Origin of the sequence: Fundicoccus ignavus, from assembly GCF_009659375.1 — a bacterium.
Lineage (GTDB): Bacteria > Bacillota > Bacilli > Lactobacillales > Aerococcaceae > Fundicoccus > Fundicoccus ignavus.
The window spans coordinates 42,279-66,561 of the sequence record NZ_WJQT01000003.1 but is presented as its reverse complement, the minus strand read 5'-3'; the positions used below and the strand labels follow the sequence as shown (position 1 = coordinate 66,561).

Here is a 24,283-nt window from a genome sequence, read left to right as displayed (position 1 = left end):
ATGGAATCACTGGCCTACTAGCTCTTGTAAATCTGATCGTGTTCGATCTAACCACTGTTCATTTATTTTTTCCCAAGGTGACTCATCGGCTTGATAATCACCACGTAAACTTATAACTGAACGTTGGTCTAGGTTTTTAATATAGTTTTCTCTTATAAAATTGAAAAATGTTTCATACTTCAAATCAGTAATTAACCAAGACTCTGCCTCATTTAATGTTGCAGCTAATTCGGTAATGCGGCTAACATTTGAAAACTTATCAAACAATGCGATACTAATTTGTTCTAAAACTTGAGTCTCTCGTTTACTGTGTTCCCATTCAGACTCATCTGTTTGAGCTTGCATATATAACATGACTTCGCGACTACTCATCTGTACTTCTTGATTGGCGGCATAAGTTTGATCACCTATTTGTATTGGGGACTCAATCTTCACTTTTAAACCACCTAATTGATCAAGTAGTGGTCGTAATTCTGATAATTCAATCTTTACTGTATGATGAATTGGAATTTGCAACAACTCTTCAACTGATTGCTTTATTTCCATTACATTGCCGTTTTTATAGACGTGGCTTAGTGTAACATCTTGCTGAGTATCTTTCAACAATCTTGACACATTAACTTGTATGCTTTGTTTCTTCGATGGATTAATGGTTAACGTTGTAATCACATTAGCCCTCTTCTCATCTAATCTTCCAGCGTGTCCATAGTCAACACCAACGATTAAAAAAGTCACTGTCTCATGATGATTGATTGGCGAATCTATCGGAGTATCGGTCTCTTTAAGTGATACATCCTCTACTGATGTTCGGTAAGCTTCACCAATATCATGATAGAGTGTAAATAAGTAGAAGAAAATTGCTACACCAATTATCATAATAATAAATAAACTCAAAATACGTTTCGTCAAAAAACGCTTTGGTTTTTGTTTCTTAAGTGTAGTTAACGATGAACTGGAATGTATATCTTTTCTTCTCACTAAGCAAACCTACCCTTTCCAACTATTGGTCATAGCCCTTAGGGTTATTCGATTGCCAGTTCCAAGAATCACGACACATATCCACTAAATTACGTGTAGCCACCCAACCTAGTTCATTTTTTGCATGATTAGCATCTGCATATGCAATATCATTATCTCCAGGTCTTCTATCTACTATTTCGTACTTTATTTCAATATCGTTAGCTTCTTCAAAAGCTTTTACTAAATCAAGAACGCTGTAGCCAATACCTGTCCCTAAGTTAAAGACGCCCACACCTTTATTTGCTTTATTGTGCTCTAAGGCTTTAATGTGGCCTAAAGCTAAGTCAACCACATGAATATAGTCTCTTACGCCAGTTCCATCATGTGTATCATAATCGTTACCAAATACACTTAATTTTTCACGTTTACCGATGGCTACTTGAGTCACATAAGGCATTAGGTTATTTGGAATTCCTTGTGGATCTTCTCCAATTCTACCTGACGCATGGGCTCCAATTGGATTAAAGTAACGTAGTAAAGTCACAGACCAATCAGAATCGGCCACTGATAAGTCTTTCAACATGTGTTCAATCACAACTTTTGTATATCCATAAGGATTGTTTGAAGTATCCGTTGGCATTTCTTCTAAAAATGGTGCCACGTTCTCAGTACCATAGACTGTTGCTGATGAACTGAACACAATACTTTTCACATTTGCTTTATTCATTTCTTCTAACAAAGCAACGGTTCCTTCTATATTATTATGGTAATACATCAACGGTTTTTCGACAGATTCCCCTACTGCTTTGTAACCAGCAAAATGAATAACTGATTCTACAGTATTTTCCTCAAAAATTTCCGCCATTTTAACTCGATCTAGTATATCAGCTTCATAAAATTTAAATGTTTTGCCTGATATCTTCTTAATTCTTTCTAATACTTCTGGTTTACTATTATAAAAGTTATCAACAATAATGACTTCTTGATTTAAATTCAATAATTCGACTACGGTATGGCTACCAATATAGCCCGCTCCTCCAGTAACTAAAATCGCCATGTTTGTTCCCCCTAAGTAAATGATTTATTATTTAAAGATTCACGTTGTAGTATACCATAATTTAGCGAGAGATTTTGTATTAGAAATATTAAATTTTGGATTTTATTACACTTAATTAATGACCGGATAATATAATATTGTGCTTTCTAATGTAAGCAAGTCTTAATTTTGTTATAATGGTAAAGATTAAAGTGAAAAAGTATGCAGAGCGTAAGTATTTTGTATATTTTGGCACTAATTTAAAAGTAAAGGAGGCGAAATTGTGGCAGATGCATTAATTATTTTCGCCAGCTTAACAGGTAATACGGAAGAGATGGCTGAGATTGTCGCCGCTGAGTTAGAGGCTAACGATATTAATGTTGAAATTTTAGACGTCATGCAAGCAGATGCTGAAGATTTTCTTGATTATGACATTTGTCTTGTCGGTAGTTACACTTACGGTGTGGATGGCGTACTTCCTGACGAAATGATTGATTTCCATGAAGAATTAGGCGAATTGGACTTAACAGATAAGATTTTTGGTGTGTTCGGTTCGGGTGATGATTTTTATGAAGTGTTCTGTGCAGCGATTGACTTTTTTGAAGATCAATTCAAAAAAACAGGTGCTACACAAGGTGGAGAAAGTGTAAAAATTAATCTGAATGCTGAAGAAGAGGATATTGAGCGTTTACACGCTCTTGCAGCTTCAATTGCTGAAAAAGCAGCGGATTTATAATAACTATTTTAAAAACAGAAAGAGGTATTGTATGACTTTAGAAAACTTTGACCAATTATTACAAAAATATGCTGATGTGATTATTCATAAAGGTATCCAAGTAGCGGCAGATGATTATTTATTAATCAATGCTGATATTGAACAAGCTCCCTTAGTACGTTTATTAGCTGAAACTGCTTATAAAGCAGGTGCTAAGAAAGTTAAAGTTACATGGGCTGATGATGCTTTAACACGTATTGGTTATGAAAATCAATCAGTTGAAACTTTAACAGATATTCCACAATATACAATCGATGAGTCAAATGACTGGATTGCAAAACGTGCAAAACGCATTTCATTACGTTCAAGTAATCCAAATGCTTTAAGTGGTATCGATCCAAGTAAAATCAGTGCTGCTCAAAGAGCTGCTTCTGAAGCTTTACAAGAACAAAGAATTGCGACTCAAGCTAACGTTGTGAGCTGGTTAGTCGTTGCTGGTGCTGGTCAAGAGTGGGCTAAATTAGTTTTCCCAGAATTGTCTACTACTGAAGAAAAAGTTGATGCGCTATGGAATGAAATCTTTAAAACAACCCGTGTTTACGAAGCGGATCCAGTAAAAGCGTGGAACGAGCATGAAGCAAAATTAAACGAAAAAGCTCATTTCTTAAACGAAATTCAATTTGATCACTTACACTATACTGGACCTGGCACCGACTTAAAACTTGGTTTACCTAAAAATCACATTTGGGAAAGTGCTGGAAGCGTAAACGAAAAAGGCGAAGCATTTATTGCGAATATGCCAACTGAAGAAGTCTTTACTGCTCCAGATGCAAACCGCGCTGAAGGTCATATTACAAGTTCTAAACCATTAAGTTATGGTGGTACAGTTATTGACGGTATGACATTCTACTTCGAAAATGGTCAAATCACTGATGTAAAAGCTGAACAAGGTGAAGAAACATTACGTAAGTTAGTAGAAGACAATGATGGTTCACGTTCTTTAGGTGAAGTTGCTTTAGTACCGCACCAATCACCAATCTCACAATCAGGTATTATTTTCTACAATACTTTATTTGATGAGAATGCATCAAACCACTTAGCAATTGGACAAGCTTACGCTACTTCAGTTCAAGGTGGAACAAAAATGTCTCAGGATGAGTTAAAAGAAGCCGGCTTAAACCGCTCTAATGTTCATGTGGACTTTATGGTCGGAAATGCTGAAATGAATATTGACGGTATAACAACAGATGGTAAAGTCATTCCAGTATTTAGAAATGGCGAATGGGCGATTTAATCCTCGCTATTTAGAAAAGGAGAAAAGAGCATGTCAAACTCTAAAAATACCAACAATCTAGAACAAGAAATTGCCAAACAAATCCAACAAATCGACCGACGGTTAGATCGTAGTGGATGGTTTTACTTAGTAGGAGTGTTGGTCATTTTCTTCCTACTTGTTTATTTGACAGTCACAATATTTAGTATTCCTACTAGTGAAGAAGAATCTACTGAACAAGCAGTTACTGAAGAACGCATTCAAAATTTGGAAAGTCGCGTTCTAGAACTAGAATCTTTACTTGAAGATTTTGAATAAATGACGTTAAAGAATCTATAAGGAGCAGCTATTCAGTGAAAATTTTACATATTAATTCTTATTTCCAGACATCTGGATTATTTAAACAACTATTCGATCGCCAAGTAAAAAGCGGTCATGAAATTGATGTTTATGTACCGGTTTCCCATCAATATCCCGAAGATCGTCTAGCGACAAATGGAGATTATACGCTTGTCAGTCGCAACCACAATCACTTGGACCGTTGGTTATTCCACTATAAACATCGCAAAATACATAAAGACTTACTTCAACACTATGATTTCCAAAGTTATGATTTATTCCATGCCCACTCACTCTTTTCAAATGGTTGGTTGGCATGGAAATTACATAAAGCATATGGAATTCCTTATGTTGTCGCAGTTAGAAATGCGGATGTGAGAACTTTTTTCAATCGTATGCCTTGGCTTCGTAGCATGGGCTTAAACATTATGAAAAATGCACAACACGTCGTTTTTATTTCAAGAAACTCATATAATGAAGTGTTTGAGAACTATATACCTCGTTCACTTCAAGAGCCTATGAAGAGTAAAACAAGTATTATCGCAAATGGCATTGATGATTTTTGGCACGAGAATGTCTACTCAGACAAACAACCAATCTTGCATCAACCATTAAAAATCGTTTCAACAGGTAAAGTTTTCCGAGAAAAACGCTTTGTAACTTTGGCTGAAATGGTTGGTAAACTCAATCATATTCTTCCAGCAGAACTGCATATTATTGGCCCTACATGGGATAAGAATACAGCAGAGCAACTAGAAAGTTTTTCTCATGTCATATATCATGGTTCTAAATCAAAAGAAGAAATGCGTGACTTATATCGCGAGATGGACATTTTCGCCCTTCTTTCTTTTCCAGAGACATTTGGTTTAGTTTATCCCGAAGCAATGAGCCAAGGTCTTCCTGTGATTTATACTAAATCTGAAGGCTTTGATAGCTTTTTTGAAAGTTATCGCGTAGGCGTCAGTGTTGAAAAAACAGATGAGATCGGTTTTACTGAAGCCGTTGAGTATATTGTAAACCACTACCCTAAAACCGTTCAGAATGCTCTAGAAGGTATTAAGCATTTCAAATGGGATGAAGTTAGTGCCAAATACGAAACACTTTATCAATCGATTAAAGAAACTCGTTAATATACTTCGGTTTAAAATAATTTTATAAAAAGGAGCTTGTATTATACTATGGTTAAAGTTAGAAAAGCAGTCATACCCGCAGCAGGTTATGGGACTCGATTCTTGCCAGCTACAAAAGCGATGGCAAAAGAAATGTTACCAATTGTCGATAAACCGACGATTCAATTTATCGTTGAGGAAGCGATCGCTTCAGGTATTGAAGATATTCTGATTGTAACAGGTAAAAGCAAACGCCCAATCGAAGATCACTTCGATGCGAATATTGAATTAGAAGAACACTTACGCCAACAAGGCAAACAAGAGTTGCTTGATTTGATTAAAGAAACAACGAATTTAAACTTATTTTTCGTTCGTCAATCTTATCCTAAAGGTCTAGGGGATGCAGTTCTTCAAGCTAAAGCATTTGTAGGTAATGAACCTTTTGTTGTCATGCTAGGTGATGACGTCATGACTGGTGAAGTTCCCTTAACTAAGCAGTTAATTGATGTCTATAACGATACGCACGCCTCTAACTTAGCTGTGATGGAAGTACCTCATGAAGAAACATCTAAATATGGTATTGTAGATCCTGAAAGAGAGATTCGTGATGGGGTATATAACGTTAATAAATTTGTTGAAAAACCTAATCCAGAAGATGCACCAAGTAACTTAGCAATTATTGGGCGTTATTTATTAACACCTGAAATTTTCGAAATCCTTGAAAATCAAGAGCCTGGTGCTGGTAATGAAGTTCAGTTAACAGATGCGATTGATACATTAAACCAAACTCAACGCGTTTTTGCGACTCGTTTCGACGGTAAACGTTACGACATTGGAAATAAATTAGGATTCCTAGAAATGAGTGTTGAATATGGACTAGAACATCCACAAATTGGTGATGATCTACGTCAATACATCATTGATTTAGGTAAAAAATTAGAAGCGGAAGATCAAACTTCTGTAAAAGCTAATGCTAAAGTAGTTTCAGAAACTGAGGAACTTGCAGAATAATTAATTTAATAGAAAAGCTCTCCGATTTTTCGGAGAGCTTTTTGTAATATAAGGGTTTATAAGTTCTATGTTGATCTATCAAGCTTTGTACTACGCTCTGCTTATTTTTTCCAAGGCGGTGGTCGCTTTCAAAGCCTCACGATTGTGAGGGCTTTTCCAGCTCAATCGGCTAGGTTCAGTCTAATTCGCTATGCTCAAAGTCAGAGCAAGCTACGCCGATTGCCTTTTATACCGCTTTGGAAAACAAGTCGCTGAGCTACGTTAAGTATTCCAACAAAAGTAAAAGTTATATAATCAAGTTAAAACTACTAACCGTATTTTAAAGACCTCGGACTCGTTAGAGGTTTACTCAATGTCATGTACGCTGCGCTCATCTTCGTGCTTTGCTAAGGGCTGTGAGAACTTGCTAGCCGATAGTCTCATACATTCGACTAGATTAGCATTTATTCTAGCCGATAGTCTCATACATTCGGCTAGATTAACTCTTTTTCTAGCCGATTCCCAAGGACCTTCGGCTAGATTAGCTCTTTTTTTAGCCAATTCTCAAGAAAATTTGGCTAATTGAGAATTTATTCTGGCCGATTGTCTCGAATCATCCTAGATTATCATTTATGCTAGCCGATAGTCTCATACATTCGGCTAGATTAATTCTTTTTCTAGCCGATTCTCAAGGACCTTCGACTAGATTAAGTCATACTCACTCACCCATTGTTTTTTATTGCAAGGGAATCAAGGCGGTGTCGTTCTCTATCGTTCACGACGAATCTATAAGAGCCTCAAACCTTTGGAATCGTGTCGATCAACCATACGACCGACACACCGCTTGCTCTAACTATCAATACAGAAATCGAATTAGACAGAGCCTAGCCGATTTAGGTGGAAAAGCTGGAACATCAGTGAGGCTTGGGAAGCGACCTCCATCTTGGAAAACAATATGCTGAGCGAAGTTTGCAGCTTGGTAAATCAACATAAAACTTATCATCCCTTATGTAACAAACAAAACAGCAGCGCGTCTCTTAATGAGATGCACTGCCATTCGTATTTTGAAATTAGTTTTGTGCTTTAATTAATTTTTGACTTTCTTCAATAAATGCTTGAATCGATTCAATCCCTAACTCTTCCATCCTTTGTGGTAAGCCAGCAATGACTTCAGGACAAACTAATGGATTTTTATAGTTGGCAGAACCAATTTGAACAGCTGTTGCACCAGCTAGAATCATTTCAAGGACATCATCTACAGTTTGAATTCCACCTATACCAATGATCGGAATTGATACTGCTTGAGCTACTTGCCTAACCATTCTTAAAGCAACAAACTTCAAGCTTGCACCGGACAATCCCCCTGTATTCCCACCTAAGACTGGCTGCCTTGATGCTAAATCGAAAGCCATACCAGTGATTGTATTAATCATCGAGATTGCATCCGCACCCGCTGCTTCGACTGCTTTTGCTATTTCAACAATGTCTGTTACATTCGGTGACAACTTAACATAGATTGGTAATGAACTGACGGCTTTACATTGAGCTGTTAGTCGTGCTGCTACTTCTGGACTTGTACCAAAAGCAACCCCACCTTCTTTGACATTTGGACATGATATATTTAATTCAATCGCTTTGACATTTGGCGCAGCTGTAATACGCTGACACATTTCAATATAATCTTCTTCCTTCGAACCCGCAACGCTCGCAATAATCGGCACATCAAACTGTTCTAGATAAGGTAATTTATGGGCTAACACCGCTTCAACACCCGGATTTTTCAAACCAACCGAGTTTAGAATACGATTGCCTTCATGATGATATTGCGGCTGGGGATTTCCAATTCTTTCCTCTAAGGTTGTACTCTTAATAACGAGGGCTCCTAATTTTCCTAAGTCATAATGCTTTGCGAAGTTTTCACCAAAACCAAAACAACCTGATGCAGGCATGATCGGATTTTTTAAAGCGATACCGGGTAAGTTTACAGCTAATTTTTTCATTATAATCGACTCCTTTTTACTTGGCTTTCCAAACAATTTTTCCATCAACTAAGGTTAAGACGCACATACCATAGACCTCATATCCATTAAAGGGTGTATTACTTGATTTAGATAAGTAATCTACTGGACTGATGACGTAGTTGGATTCCAAATCGAAAACTGCTAGATTCGCTTTGGCACCAACTTCTAACGTTTGATATGGCAATTTAAACACTTTGGCAACATTTTTACCCATTCGACTCAATAAAAATTCTAACGTCATACGCCCAGTTTTGACAAAATACGTATACATTAAAGCAAATGATGTCTCAATGCCAACAATTCCGAACGGTGACTTTATAAAACCTTGTGACTTTTCAGCTTGAGTATGTGGCGCATGGTCAGTCGCAATAAAATCTAAGGTTCCATCAAGTAATCCTTCGATCAAGGCCTCTTGATCGGCTTTACTTCTCAAAGGTGGATTCATTTTAAATACAGCATCATCATGCGTAATATCTTCTTCACATAAAATTAAATGGTGAGGGGTTACTTCACCTGTTACGTTCACTCCACGTCTTTTACCTTCACGAATTGCCGCAACTGACGCTTCAGCCGACACATGACATACATGGTAATGAACACCTGTTACTTCAGCTAAATGAATATCTCTTGCAATTTGGCTACTCTCTACAACGTTTAGTATGCCAGGCAAACCTAATTCTATATTCTTTTTACCTTCGTGCATGACTCCACCAAAAAGGAGGCTATCATCTTCTGTATGCGCCACGATTGGTTTGTTTAATTTAGCCGCTTCTTTCATTGCTAAGTACATAGTACCCGCGGTTTGAACACCAACTCCATCGTTCGTATAGGCAAAAGCATCAATGCCTGACATATCAACTAATGTTTCAGAGTGTAATTCTTCAGTAATTGGAGCATATTGTAAGACATTTACAACTGCATCTTTCTCAATAATGTCTTGAATAGCTGCATATTTTTCTGGAGTATCTGGAACAGGATTTGTATTCGGCATAGCCGCTACAGTGGTTACGCCTCCTCGCGCTGCTGCTAAAGAGCCTGTTTTGATTGTTTCTTTATCAGTAAAGCCAGGTTCTCTAAAATGCACATGAATATCAATCAAGCCTGGAGTAATTAATTTCCCAGCTAAATCTACACTTTTTTCAAAATTTCCAGGTAAAGATTGACCAATCGCGGTAATTGTTCCCTCTTTAATCACAACATCGACCACTTCTAAGTCATTACCATTAACCAGTCTTTTACCATTTCTCAGAATTAAGCTCATCGTATCTTCCTTTCAATACCCATTCTAGAATCGCAATTCTTGCATACACACCATTACTCATTTGCTTTACAATTCTACTTTTCTCACATTCTACTAGTTCATCTGCAAGTTCAACATCCCGGTTAACAGGAGCAGGATGCATAATAATCGCTGAATCTTTCATTGTTAAAAAGCGTTCGCGAGTTAGTCCATACTCTTGGTGATAGGCTTCTTTAGTAAAGTCCTGTTCCGATTCATCATGACGTTCCAATTGCACACGTAACATCATGACGACATCTGCTTCTCTGACTGCATCATCAACACTCATTAATGTACCGTAACGCTCAAATGTACGATCAAAATAAGCCTGTGGTCCGGCAAAATATACCTCTGCGCCTAACTTGTTTAACATCATCATGTTACTCATGGCTACACGCGAATGACTAATATCCCCAATAATCGCTACTTTTAATCCTTTGAAATATTTGAACTCTTCGTAAATCGTCATGATATCTAACAATGACTGAGAAGGATGTTGACCACTCCCGCTTCCGGCATTAACAATTTGGATATTTAAGTTCATCAATTGATCCATATATTTAGGATCCGGATGACGAATAACTGCGACATCTACTCCAATTGCTTGCATGGTTAAGACCGAATCATAAAGGGTTTCGCCTTTCTTAACAGATGAACTGCTGACTTCAAAATTCACTTGGTGCATGCCAATTTTATGCTCTGCCATTTCAAAACTATGTTTCGTACGTGTACTGTTTTCGAAAAACATATTAACCGCTGTTCGATCACTACGAAACGTATCTCGTCCGTATTTAAAATCGAGCGCTCGTTTCACTAACATCATAAATTCTTCATTGGTAAATTGATCTACTGATAAAAAATGTCTCATAACATCCTCCTAATAACCTAAAAAAAGTGCGTCCAATCCCGAGACTGAGCGCACCTAAATAGGCTGTTTCGCTTTTGATCTCTCGGATCTAATTAAAGTGAAATAACGATTGATTAATGAATGATAACTTGATCAACTTGATCGAGCTCTTTAACATGAACACTTACGCGTTCTGATTTTGATGTTGGTATGTTCTTACCGATATAATCTGGACGAATTGGTAATTCACGGTGACCACGATCAATAAGTATGGCTAAGGAAATCTCTGAAGGACGACCACGATCAATACAAGCATCCATTGCTGCACGGATAGATCGACCCGTATATAAAACATCGTCTACTAAAATAATTTTCTTACCCGAAAAATCTGATGCATCTGCCGGTGCTTGATAACTACTTTTAATATCATCACGATAAGGGCGAATGTCTAAGCTCTCAACGATGACTGCTTCTTCTAGTTGTTCTAATTTAGCTGCTAAGCGTTTTGCAATGGGTACACCTCGCGTTTCGATGCCGACTAGGATAATATTCTCCACACCACGATTTCGTTCGATAATCTCGTATGCTAATCTTGTCAGTGCACGGTTCATTTCCATTTCATTCATTACAACTTTTGCCATTCTAATCCTCCTCAATTTTCCTACCAAAAAAAGACCTCTCCTTTTACTTGCTCGCAAAAGAAGAGGTCTGTCCGATTCGACAAATTGACCGTCTAAATTCCTTCTTCGCCTCTCTGGACGCAAGTTAAAGGTTTTATATTAATTTCATTATAACTGATTCAAAATGATATGCAAACGTATTTTGTAAATAGTTTGTATTTAATCATTGATTGTTCAGGTTTAAATATCGTCTTGATTTGTTAATAAGATTGGACCTTCTTTAGTAATTGCTAAAGTATGCTCGTATTGAGCGCAATAACCACCGTCACGAGTTCTAGCAGTCCAGCCATTTGCGTCCATGTTCATTTGCCAAGTCCCCATCGTAATCATTGGCTCGATTGTAATCGTCATGCCTTCTTTCAAGCGCAAACCTTTACCTGGTTTACCATAATGAGGAACTGCTGGTTCTTCATGAATGGTTGGGCCTAAGCCATGTCCGATAAAGTCACGAACCACTCCATAACCTTTTGCTTCTGCAAATGTTTGAATAGCATGACCAATATCTCCGATTCGATTACCAATAACGGCTTGTTCAATTCCAAGCATCATGGCTTCATGTGTATCTTTCATTAATTGTGCATGCTCCGGTGATAATTCGCCGACTGCATAACTCCAACAACTGTCAGACAGACCACCATTTAGTTCGATACAGAAATCAACTTTTACTAAGTCGCCTGATTTCAAAACGCGATTTGTTGGAAAACCATGACAAATTTCATCGTTAACACTTGTACACGTCGCAAACTCATAACCGTTATAGCCTATTTGAGAGGCGATCCCACCTGCTGATTCAATTTTTTCTTGAACAAAACGATCAATATCTAATGTTGTGATTCCTGGTTTAATGAAATCTCGTAATTGGACATGAATACTTGCTAATAATTTACCCGACTCATGCATTGCTTCAATTTCTCTAGCTGATTTTAATGTAATCATAAATGCTCTCCTTATTCTTTCAAAAACTCTCATCGTGCTCGCCAATTAATACGGACATAGCACGCATCCTTATCTTTGCTCTTATTACGAATCACTTGATAAGTTTGTAGTGACAGGTCTCCCTGTGCTTCATTATTCATTATAGACGCATCTGGTAAATATGCAACTACCTCTGCTTCCTCATCAAAGCGTAATTCACTACCATATTTGACTTCAATTTTAGCTACTTGATACTCATTATTATATTCTGCTGGCAACATTTCATGGCACCAACGAATATAAACTTCATTATTAACGTGTTGGTTATAGTCAATGTCACTTTCAACAATTTCGCGTGCTTCCACGTGTTCTGAATGAAATGATTCTGGCACACGTAATTTATCAAACTGATAGACAACACTCGTATCAACCGCATCAACACTCACTAACCCTTCAGTGGCGATACGACTCATTCTTCTCGTTTCTAAATTAATGACTGCATATTGACTGAGGATAGTTAATAAAAGTACATTCGCAAACGTTATTTCAAATTGTCGTTTAACAAAGAATCGATTCACTTCAATAACGCGAGTAGTGACCTTTAATTCATCATTCAATTCTGGTAATCGTTCAATCTCCACAGCTGTTTGTGTAATCACCCATGATTCATTCGTTTTCAATAAGGGCTCTTCCAAATAATTATTGATAACACGATCATGTTGTCCAGCTGTTTCTAATGCAATGGATAACAAGCGCGTGATATCGATTTTGTTTGGGAATTTCTCTAAGAAATAATCGTTTGTTACAGTATAGTTTGCTGAAAATTGGTTCAATTGAACTCTTTCTAAATCAGTCATTTTACAAGACCCCTTCCGTTTACACGCTTACTATTATAGCCAATTTTAGAGAATTATGAAAGATTTTGTAAAACGTATCAGAAGAACGATTCAACTCCTTAGGTCTTTTCATCAATCCTTCCGCCAAAATACTATTAAATGTTTCAACATTTAAAACACAAAACACCTACTTAATCCGAAGAGTAAGTAGGTGTTTTACTAAATAATAATATTATCTTTTTTGTCGTAGTACAAAAGATACAACGGCTATCAATATAATTGCTCCAAGAAGAGAAGGTATAACTGCAAAATCGCCTACGATTGGTCCTAGATTAGGGAAAATCATATTACCAATCCAAGATCCTAAGAAACCTGCTACTATATTACCGATTACTCCTCCAGGAATATCTCTACCCATGATCATACCAGCTAACCAGCCAATTACACCACCAACAATTAATGACCATAACCAACCCATATTACTCACCTCTCTGAATTTTTTTTTTACAAGGCAATGGTTTATCGCCTTGCTATAAACTAATTATAATAAAACATTTCAGAAATAGCTAACAATATACCTTTAGTACTCTTTAACGCATGGTCACAAACTCTTCTGCTCCAGTTGGATGAATGGCGATGACTGAATCAAACTGTTCTTTGGTAGCTTTCATTTTCATAGCGACACCAAATCCTTGAATCATTTCATCAACACCTTCACCAATGCCGTGTAAGCCAACAACTACTTCATCAGGTCCTTGGCAAACTAATTTGAAATAACAAGGTTCACGGTGCCAAGAAGCTGAAGCATACATTGAAAAGAACTTATTACGGTAAACTTTAATATCATCTTCCCCGTATTCTGCTACCGCTTCTTTTTCAGTTAAACCAATCGTTCCAATGGCTGGGTGACTGAAAACCACAGTTGGTACATTGATGTAATCAATCTCTGAAGTAGTAGCGTTGTTGAATAGAAACTCTGATATTTGACGTCCAGCTCGAATCGCTACTGGTGTTAAATCAATACGATCAATCATATCACCAATCGCATAAATATTAGGTGTTGCCGTTTGATGAGCATCGTTCACTTTAACTGTTCCATCTTCATTCAACTCAACTTGAACGTTTTCTAAACCTAAATTTTCAATATTAGCTTCGCGACCAATTGCCATAATTACACGATCCACTAAAAGCTTTCTTTCACCATTTTGATAACAGGCTATTTTACCATCCTCTTGGCGATACTCTTCAAAATTTGTATGAGTATGTAGCGTTGGGCCATTAGCAGCCATCGCTTCTACTAAAGCATCACTAATCATATCATCGAAGCTCCGTAATGGTCGATCATGCCTAACAACTAAGTGCGAGTCTACGCCTAAACCATGTAACACACCTGCTAATTCAACCGCAATATAACCTGCTCCAATTACCGCCACAGATTCTGGTAACGTTTGCCAGTTAAAGAAATCATCTGAAGTATCCGTTAATTCGACTCCTTTTACATCTGGTAGACTAGGACGGCCTCCTGTTGCTAGGATAATATTCTCGGCGTAAATAGTCTCTCCATTAACTTCGATTTCATGACTATTCAATAAACGTGCATGTCCTTCGAATAATTCAACACCGTTCTTTTCGAAGCGTCCAGTATAGCCAGCACGTGAGCGCTCGACATAGCCATCACGAGCTTTTAAGAATTCAGAGTAATCAAAACTCACATTCTCTGCTTTAAAACCATAGCCCGGACCATAACGGTGAATCGCTTCATTTACACGTGACGCATACCAAGATACTTTTTTAGGTACACAACCGCGATTGACACAAGTACCTCCAAGTAAATCTTTCTCAATCACCGCAACTTTTGCACCATACTCAGCCGCACGATTCGCTGCCGCAATCCCACCACTACCGCCACCAATTGTTACTAAATCAAATTTCTTCATTTAAATACCTCCACTATTGTTCAAATTTCTCTAACCACACACAAGCCAGGGTTTGGCTTGCAGGTATTACTGCCATTGTTCGACCGTGATTGTCATAAGCGCGATAAAATAATTTACCTTGCTCATTGTAACCAAATGCATAAACCAACAACCAATGATTGCCATACTTGCTTCCAAATAAACGCGTGGTCCCTACTATGACCGGTTGAGGTGCTTCTTTAGACAATTCACGAATGACAATCGGATTGCTTATCATATGATAATGCGCTTCATATGTTTTATCCTCAGCAAGTAAGTCATTTAATCCATTCTTTAAATCCCAAGCAAAAGTACCGATATATGCCTGACGATTTTCAATTTTAGGTTTTAAGGCGGTTAATAGGAGTTCCATATCTAACTCGTAATCTCGATCTTTATTTATCATATAATGTACGAGAGCTGCACTAACATAAGTACCACAAATACCAGGCTTTATTCGATTAATATATTTTCGATACGCTTTAAATTCTAAAGGATTTAAACCAGTCCATTCTTTAGGATGGTCTTTATAACTATAATTTTTCTGCCATTTTATTTTTTTCATCATTCAACCTACTTTTGTCTCGATACCTCTATCTTACTACAAAACTCTCGAATTAAGAACATCCATGCTTAATATGAGAAAAACCGGTCTAGTTTGAGGCTCTTAAATCCGATTTAGATGTTTTACTTTAAAAATTTCTTGTTACTTTTGTGGAAATATTCAACATAGCTCAGTGACTTGTATTCCAAAGCGGTAAAAAGGGCAATCGGCGTAGCTTGCTCTGGCTATTAATAAAGAAAGCGAAGTAGTCAGACCTTAGCCGATTGAGCTGGAAAAGCACGAACGTCAGTGAGGCTTTGAAAGCGACCACCGTCTTAGAAAACAATAAGCCAGCGTAGTACAAATCTTGACAAATCCACATAAAGCTTATAAACCCTTATGTTACAAAACAGGCCTCTACAGCACTAGGCTATAGAGACCCTCATCAATCGATTTAAACTTAGTAAGCTTTTTGCTCACTTACTTTCTCATGAACTAATATGGCTGTTTCATAGTAATCAAGCAAACTTCTAGTTGCTCTTTCCCAAGAAAATTGCTCTGCTTCTCTTCTAGCTTGCAGCCCAATTTTTTTCAACAATATAGGATGGTCCAAATAGTCTAATGATTTCATCAAACTCATTTCGTTATCTGCTTCAAATATAAATCCTGTTTCACCTGGTTTAATCTGTTCTAACGTTGGTCCATTCTCAGCCGCGAAGACTGGTAAACCTGAAGCCATTGCCTCAGAAATAGACAAACCAAATGTTTCCGAAATAGATGGGAAGATAAAGCCGTCTGCTGTAGCAAAATATTTTGATAGTGCTTCGCCATGTTGAAAGCCCACAAAGCTTGTCTTAGTTCCTTCAAAGAGCGTCTCTAAATTCTCGCGTTCTGGCCCATCTCCGACAATGACCAAGCAAATATCAGTTCGATGCTCAAAAATCACTCTTAATTGTTCAAGTCCTTTTTCTTGGGCTAATCGACCGACATAAACGAGTAAATGTTGGTTGTCTAAATTAAACGTTAAAGACTGATATAGTTTTTCATCAAAAAAATTAGGATGACGTGCTTCTAAATCAATTCCGCGTGGTAATACTCCCAGAGTGGGAATTTCTTGTACAAGCAATTCATTGCGTAAAGTTTCAGAAACAGTAATATTTACATCGGCCATACGATGCCAATGAGCAATGTACTCCCACAGTATCGGCTTCAATAAAGGCATGCGATAATGATCTAAATAATCCGGCAAGTGTGTATGATATGAAGCCAGTAAAGGAATGTTTAACTTCTTTGCGTAATGCACAGCGGATGTCACCATTAAAAAAGGATTAACCGCGTGAACCACATCTGGATTAAACTCTGTCATTATTTGCTTTATTTTCCTTGAAGGCATCCCCCAAGGTCGCGAACCATACAAGGGAAAACTTATAGTATCCATTCCAATTACAGGAATGCCACAATAGTCATCAATTCCAAGATCTGGTGATATGATCAATAATTCGTGTTCTTGTTTTTTCATTATTTTTATCATGTTCGCAAGTCGTGTGCAGATGCCATCAGTTGCAGGGACAAAAGTTTCGGTTACGATCATAATTCTCATAATGACACTCCTTAATTCAATACGGTTTAATCAATGATGCCTACCTATTTAGTATAAAAAGCTTACATTGATTTTAGGGCGTATTTTATGTAAAGTTTGTGTAAATTTCGTTTAATTGCTAGTGCGACGCTTACCTTTGTTTTTCGTATCACGTTTACGATTTTTCTTTTTCGCTTTAACTGCTTGCTGAGGTGCTGAAGTTGTGTTTCTAGCTGGTGCAGCTTTCGAACGTTTTACTTCTACAACGTCTTCATCCTCGAACAATTCATTCGCTAACATATTACGTTCTGTTGCATCCACAAATTGGGCTGCATAGACAAAGCGTTCAGTTAATTCAATTTGTTTTTCAGACAGGATATTCTCTAAATCTCGATGTTCTTGTTCATTAACCAATGAAATAACTTGCCCATATTCACCCATACGACCTGTTCTACCTGAACGATGTAAATATGTGTTCGCATCACTCACACGATTATAATGGATAACAAACGGTACGTTCGCAATATCAATTCCGCGACTAGCAACATCGGTTGTTAATAAATACGTCAGCTTTTTCTCCGCAAATAACTTCAATGCAGTTTGTCTTTCTAACTTATTTAATTGTCCGTGTAGTAAACCAACTTTAATGTCATCATGTATTAGACGACTCGCAACCGATTCTAACTCGTTAACCTGCTCAAAGAAAACTAAAGCTTGCATATCTTCAACTTGGGCTAAACGTTTTAATTGAGTTAATTTTTGACGGTTTTGTGTCAATAAATAATGATGTTCGATATTTAATGTCTGATGATCTGTATCACTGTGAAGTAATTGGATCGCCCCCTCACTTTCCATCATCATTTGACGTAGTTCATCGCTAACTGTTGCGCTGAACCAAACATAGTTTGTATCACGCATCAATTTTTTTTGTAAATCTAAAGCTGCTTGGCGGTTATCACGGTGCCAAATATAATCTGCCTCGTCGAATACAACTGTTTTAACTTGATGTAATTTAACTTTATTAGACTTACTGGCTAACTCTAATAATCGACCTGGTGTCGCAATTATCATTTCAGGCTTATCTTTTAATGCATCTTGTTGACGTTTAAAGTTCGCACCACCAAGAATGATTTGCGTTTTAATCCCAAGTGGTTTCGCCCATTCTTCAGCAACTGTTCCAATTTGCTTGGCCAATTCCTGCGACGGTGCAATAACTAATGCCTGTAATTCTTTATTAGCTTCCAATTTATTTAGTATTGGTAGCAAATAGGCTAAAGTTTTCCCTGTCCCAGTTGGCGAAATCGCTATAAAAGATTCACCTTTATTTAATGGTTCAAACACTCTATTTTGAATAGCTGTTGGAGCTGGAAAAGCTTTTTGCTCCCACAATTCTTTTAATGGTGTTTTAAGTACTTCAGTAATCACTTATATAATTCCTCTCTTTTAACACAACTACATACTGACTAAAGTAAGTTAGCTGACTTTCTAAGCATCTCCATCACTTGAGCTACTTGTAAACTTAATTGCTTCCAACTCTCATACTTAAGTTGTTGATGCATTTCATCAGACTTATTAACTGCCTCAGCAAAATTTAGCATCTCATCATACATTGGATTTGCTGGTTGATAATCAATAATTTGAACTTCTTTTCCTGCTCTATTTACTAGTTGAACATCGTTCATACGCGTAATGTCACGTATAACGACTGTTTCATCGTCTAAGTAAATTTCACTCGGCATAACTGAATGTACCGCTTTTGACACAAAGATCGAGACTAACTGATCTTCATAACTTAGAATAATTGTCCCAAATAAATCGACTTGATTAGCTCCCGTTACGGTATGATAACGAACGCTCTTCGGTAAGCCGAATAAATCCATAGCAACATACAAAGGATAAACGCCCATGTCCATAATCGACCCACCCGCAAATTCCGGACTAAAAATATTTGGTACTGTTTGATTATGTTCTACCGCATCCAAATAAGCCATATAACGTGATGAATACTGACCAATATTAAAATTAGCGCCTAAGAATGGTTGTTCCATTTCTTCTCGTTTAGTCATGACCAATTGTCTGAAGCGTTTATAATTACGATTTTGATAATGAAGTGCTGCTTCAAAAATTAAAACGCCATGCTCTTTTGCTAAATTATGAGCGTGGTGCCATTCTTTTACTGACGTAAACAACGGTTTTTCTACAATAATATGTTTACCAGCCTTTATCGCTTGAACTGCTTGCTCATAATGTAAGCTATTCGGACTTGCGATATAGACGATATCGATTTCTGGATCATATAGTAAATTGTAAATTGAATCTGTGTAATAGTCAGCTTGAACTTTCGAAGCAAATTGCTTGCCTTTAGCTGCGTCTCGCGAATAAATACCTTTAATATGGTATTGTTGCGTTAAACGTGCTGCATCAATTAATTGCTCAGTTATCCAAGAAGTTCCAATAGTACCTAAATTTAACATAGTGATAACCCCTTTAATTGCTTCACTATCAGAAAAAGCGACGATTGCTTATTTTCTGATAGTGAGCGTTAAAATTATTTAGTTTGTAATGCCTCGTCCGAAATTCCATTTAAGTACTCTCGGATTGTTTCAATGACTGCTGTTAAACTGCCTTCTTCAAATGGCGATTTTAAATTAGCTGTTTCAACAATTTGTAAGAATGATTGGGTTCCACCTAAACGACAAATATTCAGATAATCTTCCCAGGCAGTTTCATCTTGATCGATTTGTGTTCTCTTCCAGAATTGGAACGCACACACTTGTGCCAATGTATAATCAATATAATAGAACGGTGAAGCAAAGATATGTCCTTGTTTCATCCAGAAACCACCATTTTCAAAATACGTATCCCCATCATAATCTTTCCATGGATTATACATTTTCTCAAGTTTACGCCATGTTTGGCGACGTTCTTCGGGCGTCATGTTAGGTTTCTCATACACCTCGTGTTGGAAATGATCGACTAAAACACCGTAAGGTAAGAAAGTAACACCACTTGCTAAATGACTATATTTATATTTGTCAGTCTGATCTCCAAAGAATAGTTCCATCCAAGGCCAAGCAATAAACTCCATACTCATTGAGTGAATTTCACAACTTTCAAAAGTTGGCCAAATGACTTCTGGCGTTTCAATCCAACGTGATTGATAAACTTGGAAAGCATGTCCAGCTTCATGCGTTAACACATCCACATCGCCTGAAGTACCATTAAAATTTGAGAAAATATAAGGAGATTTATAATCAGGGATATAAGTACAGTATCCCCCTCCTTGTTTTCCTGGTTTAGTCACTAAATCAAGTAATTCTTTTTCCACCATAAAATCAATAAATTCACCAGTTTCTGGTGATAATTCATGGTACATCTTCACACCACTTTGAACAATTTCTTCTGGTGTCCCGATAGGCTTAGCATTACCATCCACGTACTCAAGATTTAAATCATAATATTTTAAATCTTCAATACCAATACGTTTAGCCTGTCTTTTGAAAATTTCTTCCGAAAGTGGCACAACATGCTTCAAGACTTCTTGACGATAAACCTCAACATCTTCACGATTATAATCGAGGCGGTTCATTCTTAAATAACCAACTTCAACAAAATCTTTAAAGCCTAATTCTAACGCAATTTGATTTCTTGTTTTCACTAATTCATCATAGATACGATCCAATTCAGCTAGATTATCACTAAAGAAATTAGAACTTAACTGTGTCACGGCTTTTCTTTCATCTCGATCCATTGACTGTTGGAAAGCTGCTAAACCAGATAAATTATAAGTCTCACCTTTATATTCAATTGCAGCAGAAGCTAATAATTTACTATACTCAGTTGATAACTTATTCTCAGTTTGTAATAAAGGAATAATTTTTGGATCAAAAACTTTCATGCTATTCTCTGCCATTTGGATAAATGGTTTTGAAACATACTCAGTGATAGCCTCTAAATAATCAGAAGTTAAAATTGCTTGATAATATTCGTTTTGCCATTTTTCTATCAAGGGGCTGTTCTCATCCCAGAATGCAGACTCTTCTTCATAGAATGTATCACGTGTATCAATTGAGTGTCTAATTCCTACCAATTGATTTTGTGTATCTAAAGACTTTTGTAAGCTTTGTACTTGTTTCACTGCCTCAATGGCTTCCTCAGATGAAGTTGCTGACTGAACTGCAGCTATTGAATTCGTATAATTTACTTCAACTTGTTCCATATCCGGTCTTTGATACTCATATTGATTAAATTTCATAGATTTACACAACCTTCTTAACGTATTCTTGACTCGGGGCTATGCTTTAAAGATACTGTATTTCATCGCCGCCAACTCAAGTTATGTCCTCACTAAGTATAGCACAAGCACCTACTATTACGCACTTTAGAAACGATTATTTGACAAATAATGTATAATAGAAGTAAGTGATTCTATCAAGGAGGATCGTTAAAATGGAGCACGAACATTTTACTGGAAAAGTTATTTCTCAAAAGATTATCCAAGCTGATAATCCGACAATGATTTTAATAAAATTGATGTTAGATAATGATACAGAAATGCTGGCAATATTTGCTAGAAAAGCACTCACTTTTATGCTAGAAGTTCAAGTCGGTGATATCATTTCGATTTACGGTCACTATAATCAACGCCAACAGTTTATTATTGAAAAATACTTAATTAAGCAGAAAATGATTCAAACAAATGAACAACCATTTAACTACCCTAAACAAAAACGTTACAAAAACAAATAACCAAATCAAAATATTAACCAAAAGGTGGTGAGTCAATGAGTACTCCGTCAAATCACAATATCATCCAAGCAAAGAAAGCAAAAATACTTGCTGAAAAAGCTGAAATTAAAGCAAATATCGAAAAGAAATTAAAGTTACTCCCAGACTTACCAGGTTGTTACTTAATGAAAAATGCCGATGATTTAATCATCTATGTCGGCAAAGCTAAAAATTTAAAGAATCGTGTTCGCTCATATTTCCGCGGTGCTCATGATGCTAAGACAACCAAGTTAGTTTCTGAAATTCATCATTTTGAAACGATTGTCACGAACAGTAATAAAGAAGCACTCATTCTGGAAATTAATTTAATTCAAGAGTATAAGCCAATTTATAACATTCGCCTTAAAGAAGGCACCATGTACCCTTATTTAAAAATTACCAATGAACGAGATCCACAATTGATTATTACGAATCACGTCCTAAAAGATGGTGGACAATATTTCGGTCCTTTCCCAAATGTGTATGCAGCAACGAATACTCAACAATTATTGCATAAAGTTTATCCACTACGTCGTTGCAATAAAAATGAAAAAAGAGCCTGTTTTTATTATCATTTAGGTCAATGCATCGGTTGTTGTGATCATGAAATTAGCACAGAAACATATGGTAAACAAATTGGTCATATCAAACGTTTCTTGAACGGAGATGTGGCTGAAATTAAACAAGAATTAAAAATCAAAATGGCTAAAGCAGCTGAGAAACTTGATTTTGAACAAGCCGCTGATTATCGCGATCAAATTGATTATATTGAAACAACGATTGAACGTCAGGTTATTATGAGTCAAGATTACGATAATATGGATGTGTTTGGCTATACAATGGATAAAGGTTGGCTATCAATTCAAGTCTTTATGTTACGCCAAGGAAGCATTCTCAAACGTGAAGCAGCTATTTTCCCTGCTTACGGCGAAACTGAAGATGAAGTCACGACCTTCATTGCACGTTTTTATAAAGAACAACCTCATATTAAACCACGAGCAATTCTTGTTCCGAGTGACGTTGATTCTGAACTATTGACAGAAGTATTGGAAATCGGAGTTAGTACACCTTTGCGTGGTAAGAAAAGAAGTATGTTGGAATTATGTGAGAAAAACAGTAAACTAGCTCTTGATGAAAAATTCCGTCTAATTGCGATGAGTGAACAAAAGACGGTGGGTGCTGTAGCTGAGTTAGCTGAGCTACTCCAAATTCCTGAAGCAAATTACATTGAAGCATTTGACCATTCGAACATTTCAGGAAGCCATGCAGTATCAGGTATGGTAGTGTACCGTGATGGAAAACCAGAGCGTAAAAACTACCGTAAATTTAAAATCAAAACAATTGAAGGTGCACACGAATTCGCTCATACGCAAGAAGTCATTCGTCGACGCTATCTACGCTTATTACGTGAGGAAAAAGAGTTGCCTGATTTAATTTTAATGGATGGTGGTAAAATTCAAATTAGGGCCGCTCGAGATATTCTGGAAAATGAATTAGGTCTAAATATTCCTGTTGCAGGCATGGTTAAAGATGATAAACACAAGACCGCTGCTTTAATGGACGGTTACTCCGAAGAAGTCGTTGATGTTGATCCTAGAAGTCAAGCTTTCCACTTTATTCAAAGAGTCCAAGAGGAAGTCCATCGATATGCAATTACTTATCATCGTCAAGTAAGAAGTAAATCTCAATTCGGTTCAATTTTAGACGAAATCCCAGGAGTAGGTCCCAAAACCCGCAATAAACTATTAAAACACTTTAAATCTATTGCCAAGATAAAAACCGCGCCACTCGAGGAATTCAAAAAACTTGGTGTGCCTATTCCGACAGCTGAGAGAATTCTTGAAACACTTAATAAAGAAAAAGCTACAACGTAATAAAATAGTTAATTCAGACTTCAAAAAGTTGGATAGAATAGTGTAATACTTCCCTGTTTGTTAATGTATTGAGAAACATTAGGCTTCTTGGAATTGACTTGGGTCTGGCAATAGGTCGAGTTTGCAACATCATCATTATTGAAAAACGCATGAAATCTGTTTCTAGGAACATTTATTTCATGCGTTTCTTAGTGTTTAAATACTTTTTAACCAGTACTTTAGGATAGTCTCAGGTAAGATGCAGTTGGATTTATTAAATTGACTTGAACACGTAATATCAATTCTATCATTTTGTTTAAAAAAATTATCATTATATTGATTACAAGTGTTCTAATGTGCTAACTCACACTTTGAGTCGACACATTGGATGGGTTAATGTGCCTACTCAATTCACCAGTTGACACATTGGAAGTAAATAATGACTTTTGGGATGAATTTCCAGCTTAAATTTTATTATCCCTCAAATAAATTCTCTAAACTCCAGCTAAAATCCACCAATATTTCTGAATTTTTTCTAATGTGCTAACTCAAACTTTGAGTCGACGCATTGGATGGGTTAATGTG

General features: G+C 36.8%; 22 protein-coding genes. 7 read left to right on the top strand and 15 right to left on the bottom strand.

Features of this window, described 5'->3' with window-relative positions:
• Positions 1-6: 6 nt before the first annotated feature.
• Together GF867_RS03520 and galE are read right to left on the bottom strand one after the other, a co-directional pair.
• On the bottom strand, positions 7-894 hold the full coding sequence (locus GF867_RS03520) for an LCP family protein (RefSeq protein WP_153831735.1): 888 nt from the start codon (positions 892-894) through the stop codon (positions 7-9).
• 106 nt (positions 895-1,000) lie between these two features.
• Positions 1,001-2,017, bottom strand: a complete 1,017-nt coding sequence (galE, locus tag GF867_RS03515; protein ID WP_153831734.1) for a UDP-glucose 4-epimerase GalE — start codon at positions 2,015-2,017, stop codon at positions 1,001-1,003.
• A 262-nt stretch (positions 2,018-2,279) separates the two neighbouring features.
• On the opposite strand from galE, the gene GF867_RS03510 reads away from it, so the two are divergent.
• The 5 genes from GF867_RS03510 to galU are packed head-to-tail and all read left to right on the top strand — an operon-like array spanning position 2,280 to position 6,443.
• Positions 2,280-2,732, top strand: coding sequence for a flavodoxin (locus GF867_RS03510; RefSeq protein WP_311454054.1), 453 nt, complete (start codon positions 2,280-2,282; stop codon positions 2,730-2,732).
• Between the two features lie 31 nt (positions 2,733-2,763).
• A complete protein-coding gene (locus tag GF867_RS03505) occupies positions 2,764-4,005 on the top strand; it encodes an aminopeptidase (protein WP_153831733.1) in 1,242 nt (413 codons plus the stop codon).
• 30 nt (positions 4,006-4,035) lie between these two features.
• Positions 4,036-4,302 (top strand): DUF805 domain-containing protein, encoded by a 267-nt coding sequence (locus GF867_RS03500; protein ID WP_153831732.1) that lies wholly within the window; start codon positions 4,036-4,038, stop codon positions 4,300-4,302.
• A 35-nt stretch (positions 4,303-4,337) separates the two neighbouring features.
• Complete coding sequence (locus tag GF867_RS14305) at positions 4,338-5,453, top strand: glycosyltransferase family 4 protein (RefSeq protein ID WP_366927740.1); 1,116 nt, start codon at positions 4,338-4,340, stop codon at positions 5,451-5,453.
• Between the two features lie 48 nt (positions 5,454-5,501).
• Positions 5,502-6,443: a UTP--glucose-1-phosphate uridylyltransferase GalU gene (gene galU, locus GF867_RS03490; protein ID WP_153831731.1), complete on the top strand. Its 942-nt coding sequence runs from the start codon at positions 5,502-5,504 to the stop codon at positions 6,441-6,443.
• 1,049 nt (positions 6,444-7,492) lie between these two features.
• Here galU and GF867_RS03485 read toward each other — a convergent pair.
• The 13 genes from GF867_RS03485 to GF867_RS03425 form a co-directional block, all read right to left on the bottom strand.
• Positions 7,493-8,422, bottom strand: a complete 930-nt coding sequence (locus GF867_RS03485) for a dihydroorotate dehydrogenase (RefSeq protein WP_153831730.1) — start codon at positions 8,420-8,422, stop codon at positions 7,493-7,495.
• Positions 8,423-8,438: 16 nt separating this feature from the next.
• Positions 8,439-9,704, bottom strand: coding sequence for a dihydroorotase (gene pyrC, locus GF867_RS03480; RefSeq protein ID WP_153831729.1), 1,266 nt, complete (start codon positions 9,702-9,704; stop codon positions 8,439-8,441).
• Positions 9,679-10,590: an aspartate carbamoyltransferase catalytic subunit gene (locus tag GF867_RS03475; protein ID WP_153831728.1), complete on the bottom strand. Its 912-nt coding sequence runs from the start codon at positions 10,588-10,590 to the stop codon at positions 9,679-9,681. The genes pyrC and GF867_RS03475 overlap by 26 nt, the downstream gene beginning before the upstream one ends.
• Before the next feature lie 113 nt (positions 10,591-10,703).
• Complete coding sequence (gene pyrR / locus GF867_RS03470; protein ID WP_153831727.1) at positions 10,704-11,210, bottom strand: bifunctional pyr operon transcriptional regulator/uracil phosphoribosyltransferase PyrR; 507 nt, start codon at positions 11,208-11,210, stop codon at positions 10,704-10,706.
• A 219-nt stretch (positions 11,211-11,429) separates the two neighbouring features.
• Positions 11,430-12,185 (bottom strand): type I methionyl aminopeptidase, encoded by a 756-nt coding sequence (map, locus tag GF867_RS03465; RefSeq protein ID WP_153831726.1) that lies wholly within the window; start codon positions 12,183-12,185, stop codon positions 11,430-11,432.
• 29 nt (positions 12,186-12,214) lie between these two features.
• A complete protein-coding gene (locus GF867_RS03460; RefSeq protein ID WP_153831725.1) occupies positions 12,215-13,021 on the bottom strand; it encodes an acyl-[acyl-carrier-protein] thioesterase in 807 nt (268 codons plus the stop codon).
• A 211-nt stretch (positions 13,022-13,232) separates the two neighbouring features.
• The gene (locus GF867_RS03455) at positions 13,233-13,478 is read right to left on the bottom strand and encodes a GlsB/YeaQ/YmgE family stress response membrane protein (RefSeq protein WP_153831724.1); all 246 of its coding nucleotides are present in this window, start codon (positions 13,476-13,478) and stop codon (positions 13,233-13,235) included.
• Positions 13,479-13,590: 112 nt separating this feature from the next.
• Entirely contained in the window at positions 13,591-14,937 is a 1,347-nt protein-coding gene (gene gorA, locus GF867_RS03450; protein WP_153831723.1) for a glutathione-disulfide reductase, read from the bottom strand.
• A gap of 13 nt (positions 14,938-14,950) precedes the next feature.
• Entirely contained in the window at positions 14,951-15,523 is a 573-nt protein-coding gene (locus GF867_RS03445; protein ID WP_153831722.1) for a dihydrolipoamide dehydrogenase, read from the bottom strand.
• Between the two features lie 436 nt (positions 15,524-15,959).
• Entirely contained in the window at positions 15,960-17,099 is a 1,140-nt protein-coding gene (locus GF867_RS03440; RefSeq protein WP_153831721.1) for a glycosyltransferase family 4 protein, read from the bottom strand.
• Between the two features lie 111 nt (positions 17,100-17,210).
• Complete coding sequence (locus GF867_RS03435) at positions 17,211-18,503, bottom strand: DEAD/DEAH box helicase (RefSeq protein ID WP_153831720.1); 1,293 nt, start codon at positions 18,501-18,503, stop codon at positions 17,211-17,213.
• 38 nt (positions 18,504-18,541) lie between these two features.
• The gene (locus GF867_RS03430) at positions 18,542-19,552 is read right to left on the bottom strand and encodes a Gfo/Idh/MocA family protein (RefSeq protein ID WP_153831719.1); all 1,011 of its coding nucleotides are present in this window, start codon (positions 19,550-19,552) and stop codon (positions 18,542-18,544) included.
• Positions 19,553-19,626: 74 nt separating this feature from the next.
• On the bottom strand, positions 19,627-21,333 hold the full coding sequence (locus tag GF867_RS03425) for a M3 family oligoendopeptidase (RefSeq protein WP_153831718.1): 1,707 nt from the start codon (positions 21,331-21,333) through the stop codon (positions 19,627-19,629).
• 194 nt (positions 21,334-21,527) lie between these two features.
• On the opposite strand from GF867_RS03425, the gene GF867_RS03420 reads away from it, so the two are divergent.
• Both GF867_RS03420 and uvrC read left to right on the top strand, forming a co-directional pair.
• Positions 21,528-21,827 (top strand): hypothetical protein, encoded by a 300-nt coding sequence (locus GF867_RS03420; protein WP_185150152.1) that lies wholly within the window; start codon positions 21,528-21,530, stop codon positions 21,825-21,827.
• Positions 21,828-21,862: 35 nt separating this feature from the next.
• On the top strand, positions 21,863-23,719 hold the full coding sequence (gene uvrC, locus GF867_RS03415) for an excinuclease ABC subunit UvrC (RefSeq protein WP_153831717.1): 1,857 nt from the start codon (positions 21,863-21,865) through the stop codon (positions 23,717-23,719).
• The last annotated feature ends 564 nt before the right edge of the window (positions 23,720-24,283 follow it).

Coding starts and splice junctions, on each gene's coding strand:
- GF867_RS03440 (WP_153831721.1), bottom strand. CDS start 17,099: ATGAGAATTATGATCGTAACCGAAACTTTTGTCCCTGCAACTGATGGC.
- map (WP_153831726.1), bottom strand. CDS start 12,185: ATGATTACATTAAAATCAGCTAGAGAAATTGAAGCAATGCATGAGTCG.
- GF867_RS03475 (WP_153831728.1), bottom strand. CDS start 10,590: ATGAGACATTTTTTATCAGTAGATCAATTTACCAATGAAGAATTTATG.
- pyrC (WP_153831729.1), bottom strand. CDS start 9,704: ATGAGCTTAATTCTGAGAAATGGTAAAAGACTGGTTAATGGTAATGAC.
- pyrR (WP_153831727.1), bottom strand. CDS start 11,210: ATGGCAAAAGTTGTAATGAATGAAATGGAAATGAACCGTGCACTGACA.
- GF867_RS03485 (WP_153831730.1), bottom strand. CDS start 8,422: ATGAAAAAATTAGCTGTAAACTTACCCGGTATCGCTTTAAAAAATCCG.
- GF867_RS03505 (WP_153831733.1), top strand. CDS start 2,764: ATGACTTTAGAAAACTTTGACCAATTATTACAAAAATATGCTGATGTG.
- GF867_RS03455 (WP_153831724.1), bottom strand. CDS start 13,478: ATGGGTTGGTTATGGTCATTAATTGTTGGTGGTGTAATTGGCTGGTTA.
- GF867_RS03420 (WP_185150152.1), top strand. CDS start 21,528: ATGGAGCACGAACATTTTACTGGAAAAGTTATTTCTCAAAAGATTATC.
- galE (WP_153831734.1), bottom strand. CDS start 2,017: ATGGCGATTTTAGTTACTGGAGGAGCGGGCTATATTGGTAGCCATACC.
- GF867_RS03445 (WP_153831722.1), bottom strand. CDS start 15,523: ATGATGAAAAAAATAAAATGGCAGAAAAATTATAGTTATAAAGACCAT.
- gorA (WP_153831723.1), bottom strand. CDS start 14,937: ATGAAGAAATTTGATTTAGTAACAATTGGTGGCGGTAGTGGTGGGATT.
- GF867_RS03430 (WP_153831719.1), bottom strand. CDS start 19,552: ATGTTAAATTTAGGTACTATTGGAACTTCTTGGATAACTGAGCAATTA.
- galU (WP_153831731.1), top strand. CDS start 5,502: ATGGTTAAAGTTAGAAAAGCAGTCATACCCGCAGCAGGTTATGGGACT.
- uvrC (WP_153831717.1), top strand. CDS start 21,863: ATGAGTACTCCGTCAAATCACAATATCATCCAAGCAAAGAAAGCAAAA.
- GF867_RS03425 (WP_153831718.1), bottom strand. CDS start 21,333: ATGAAATTTAATCAATATGAGTATCAAAGACCGGATATGGAACAAGTT.
- GF867_RS03460 (WP_153831725.1), bottom strand. CDS start 13,021: ATGACTGATTTAGAAAGAGTTCAATTGAACCAATTTTCAGCAAACTAT.
- GF867_RS03500 (WP_153831732.1), top strand. CDS start 4,036: ATGTCAAACTCTAAAAATACCAACAATCTAGAACAAGAAATTGCCAAA.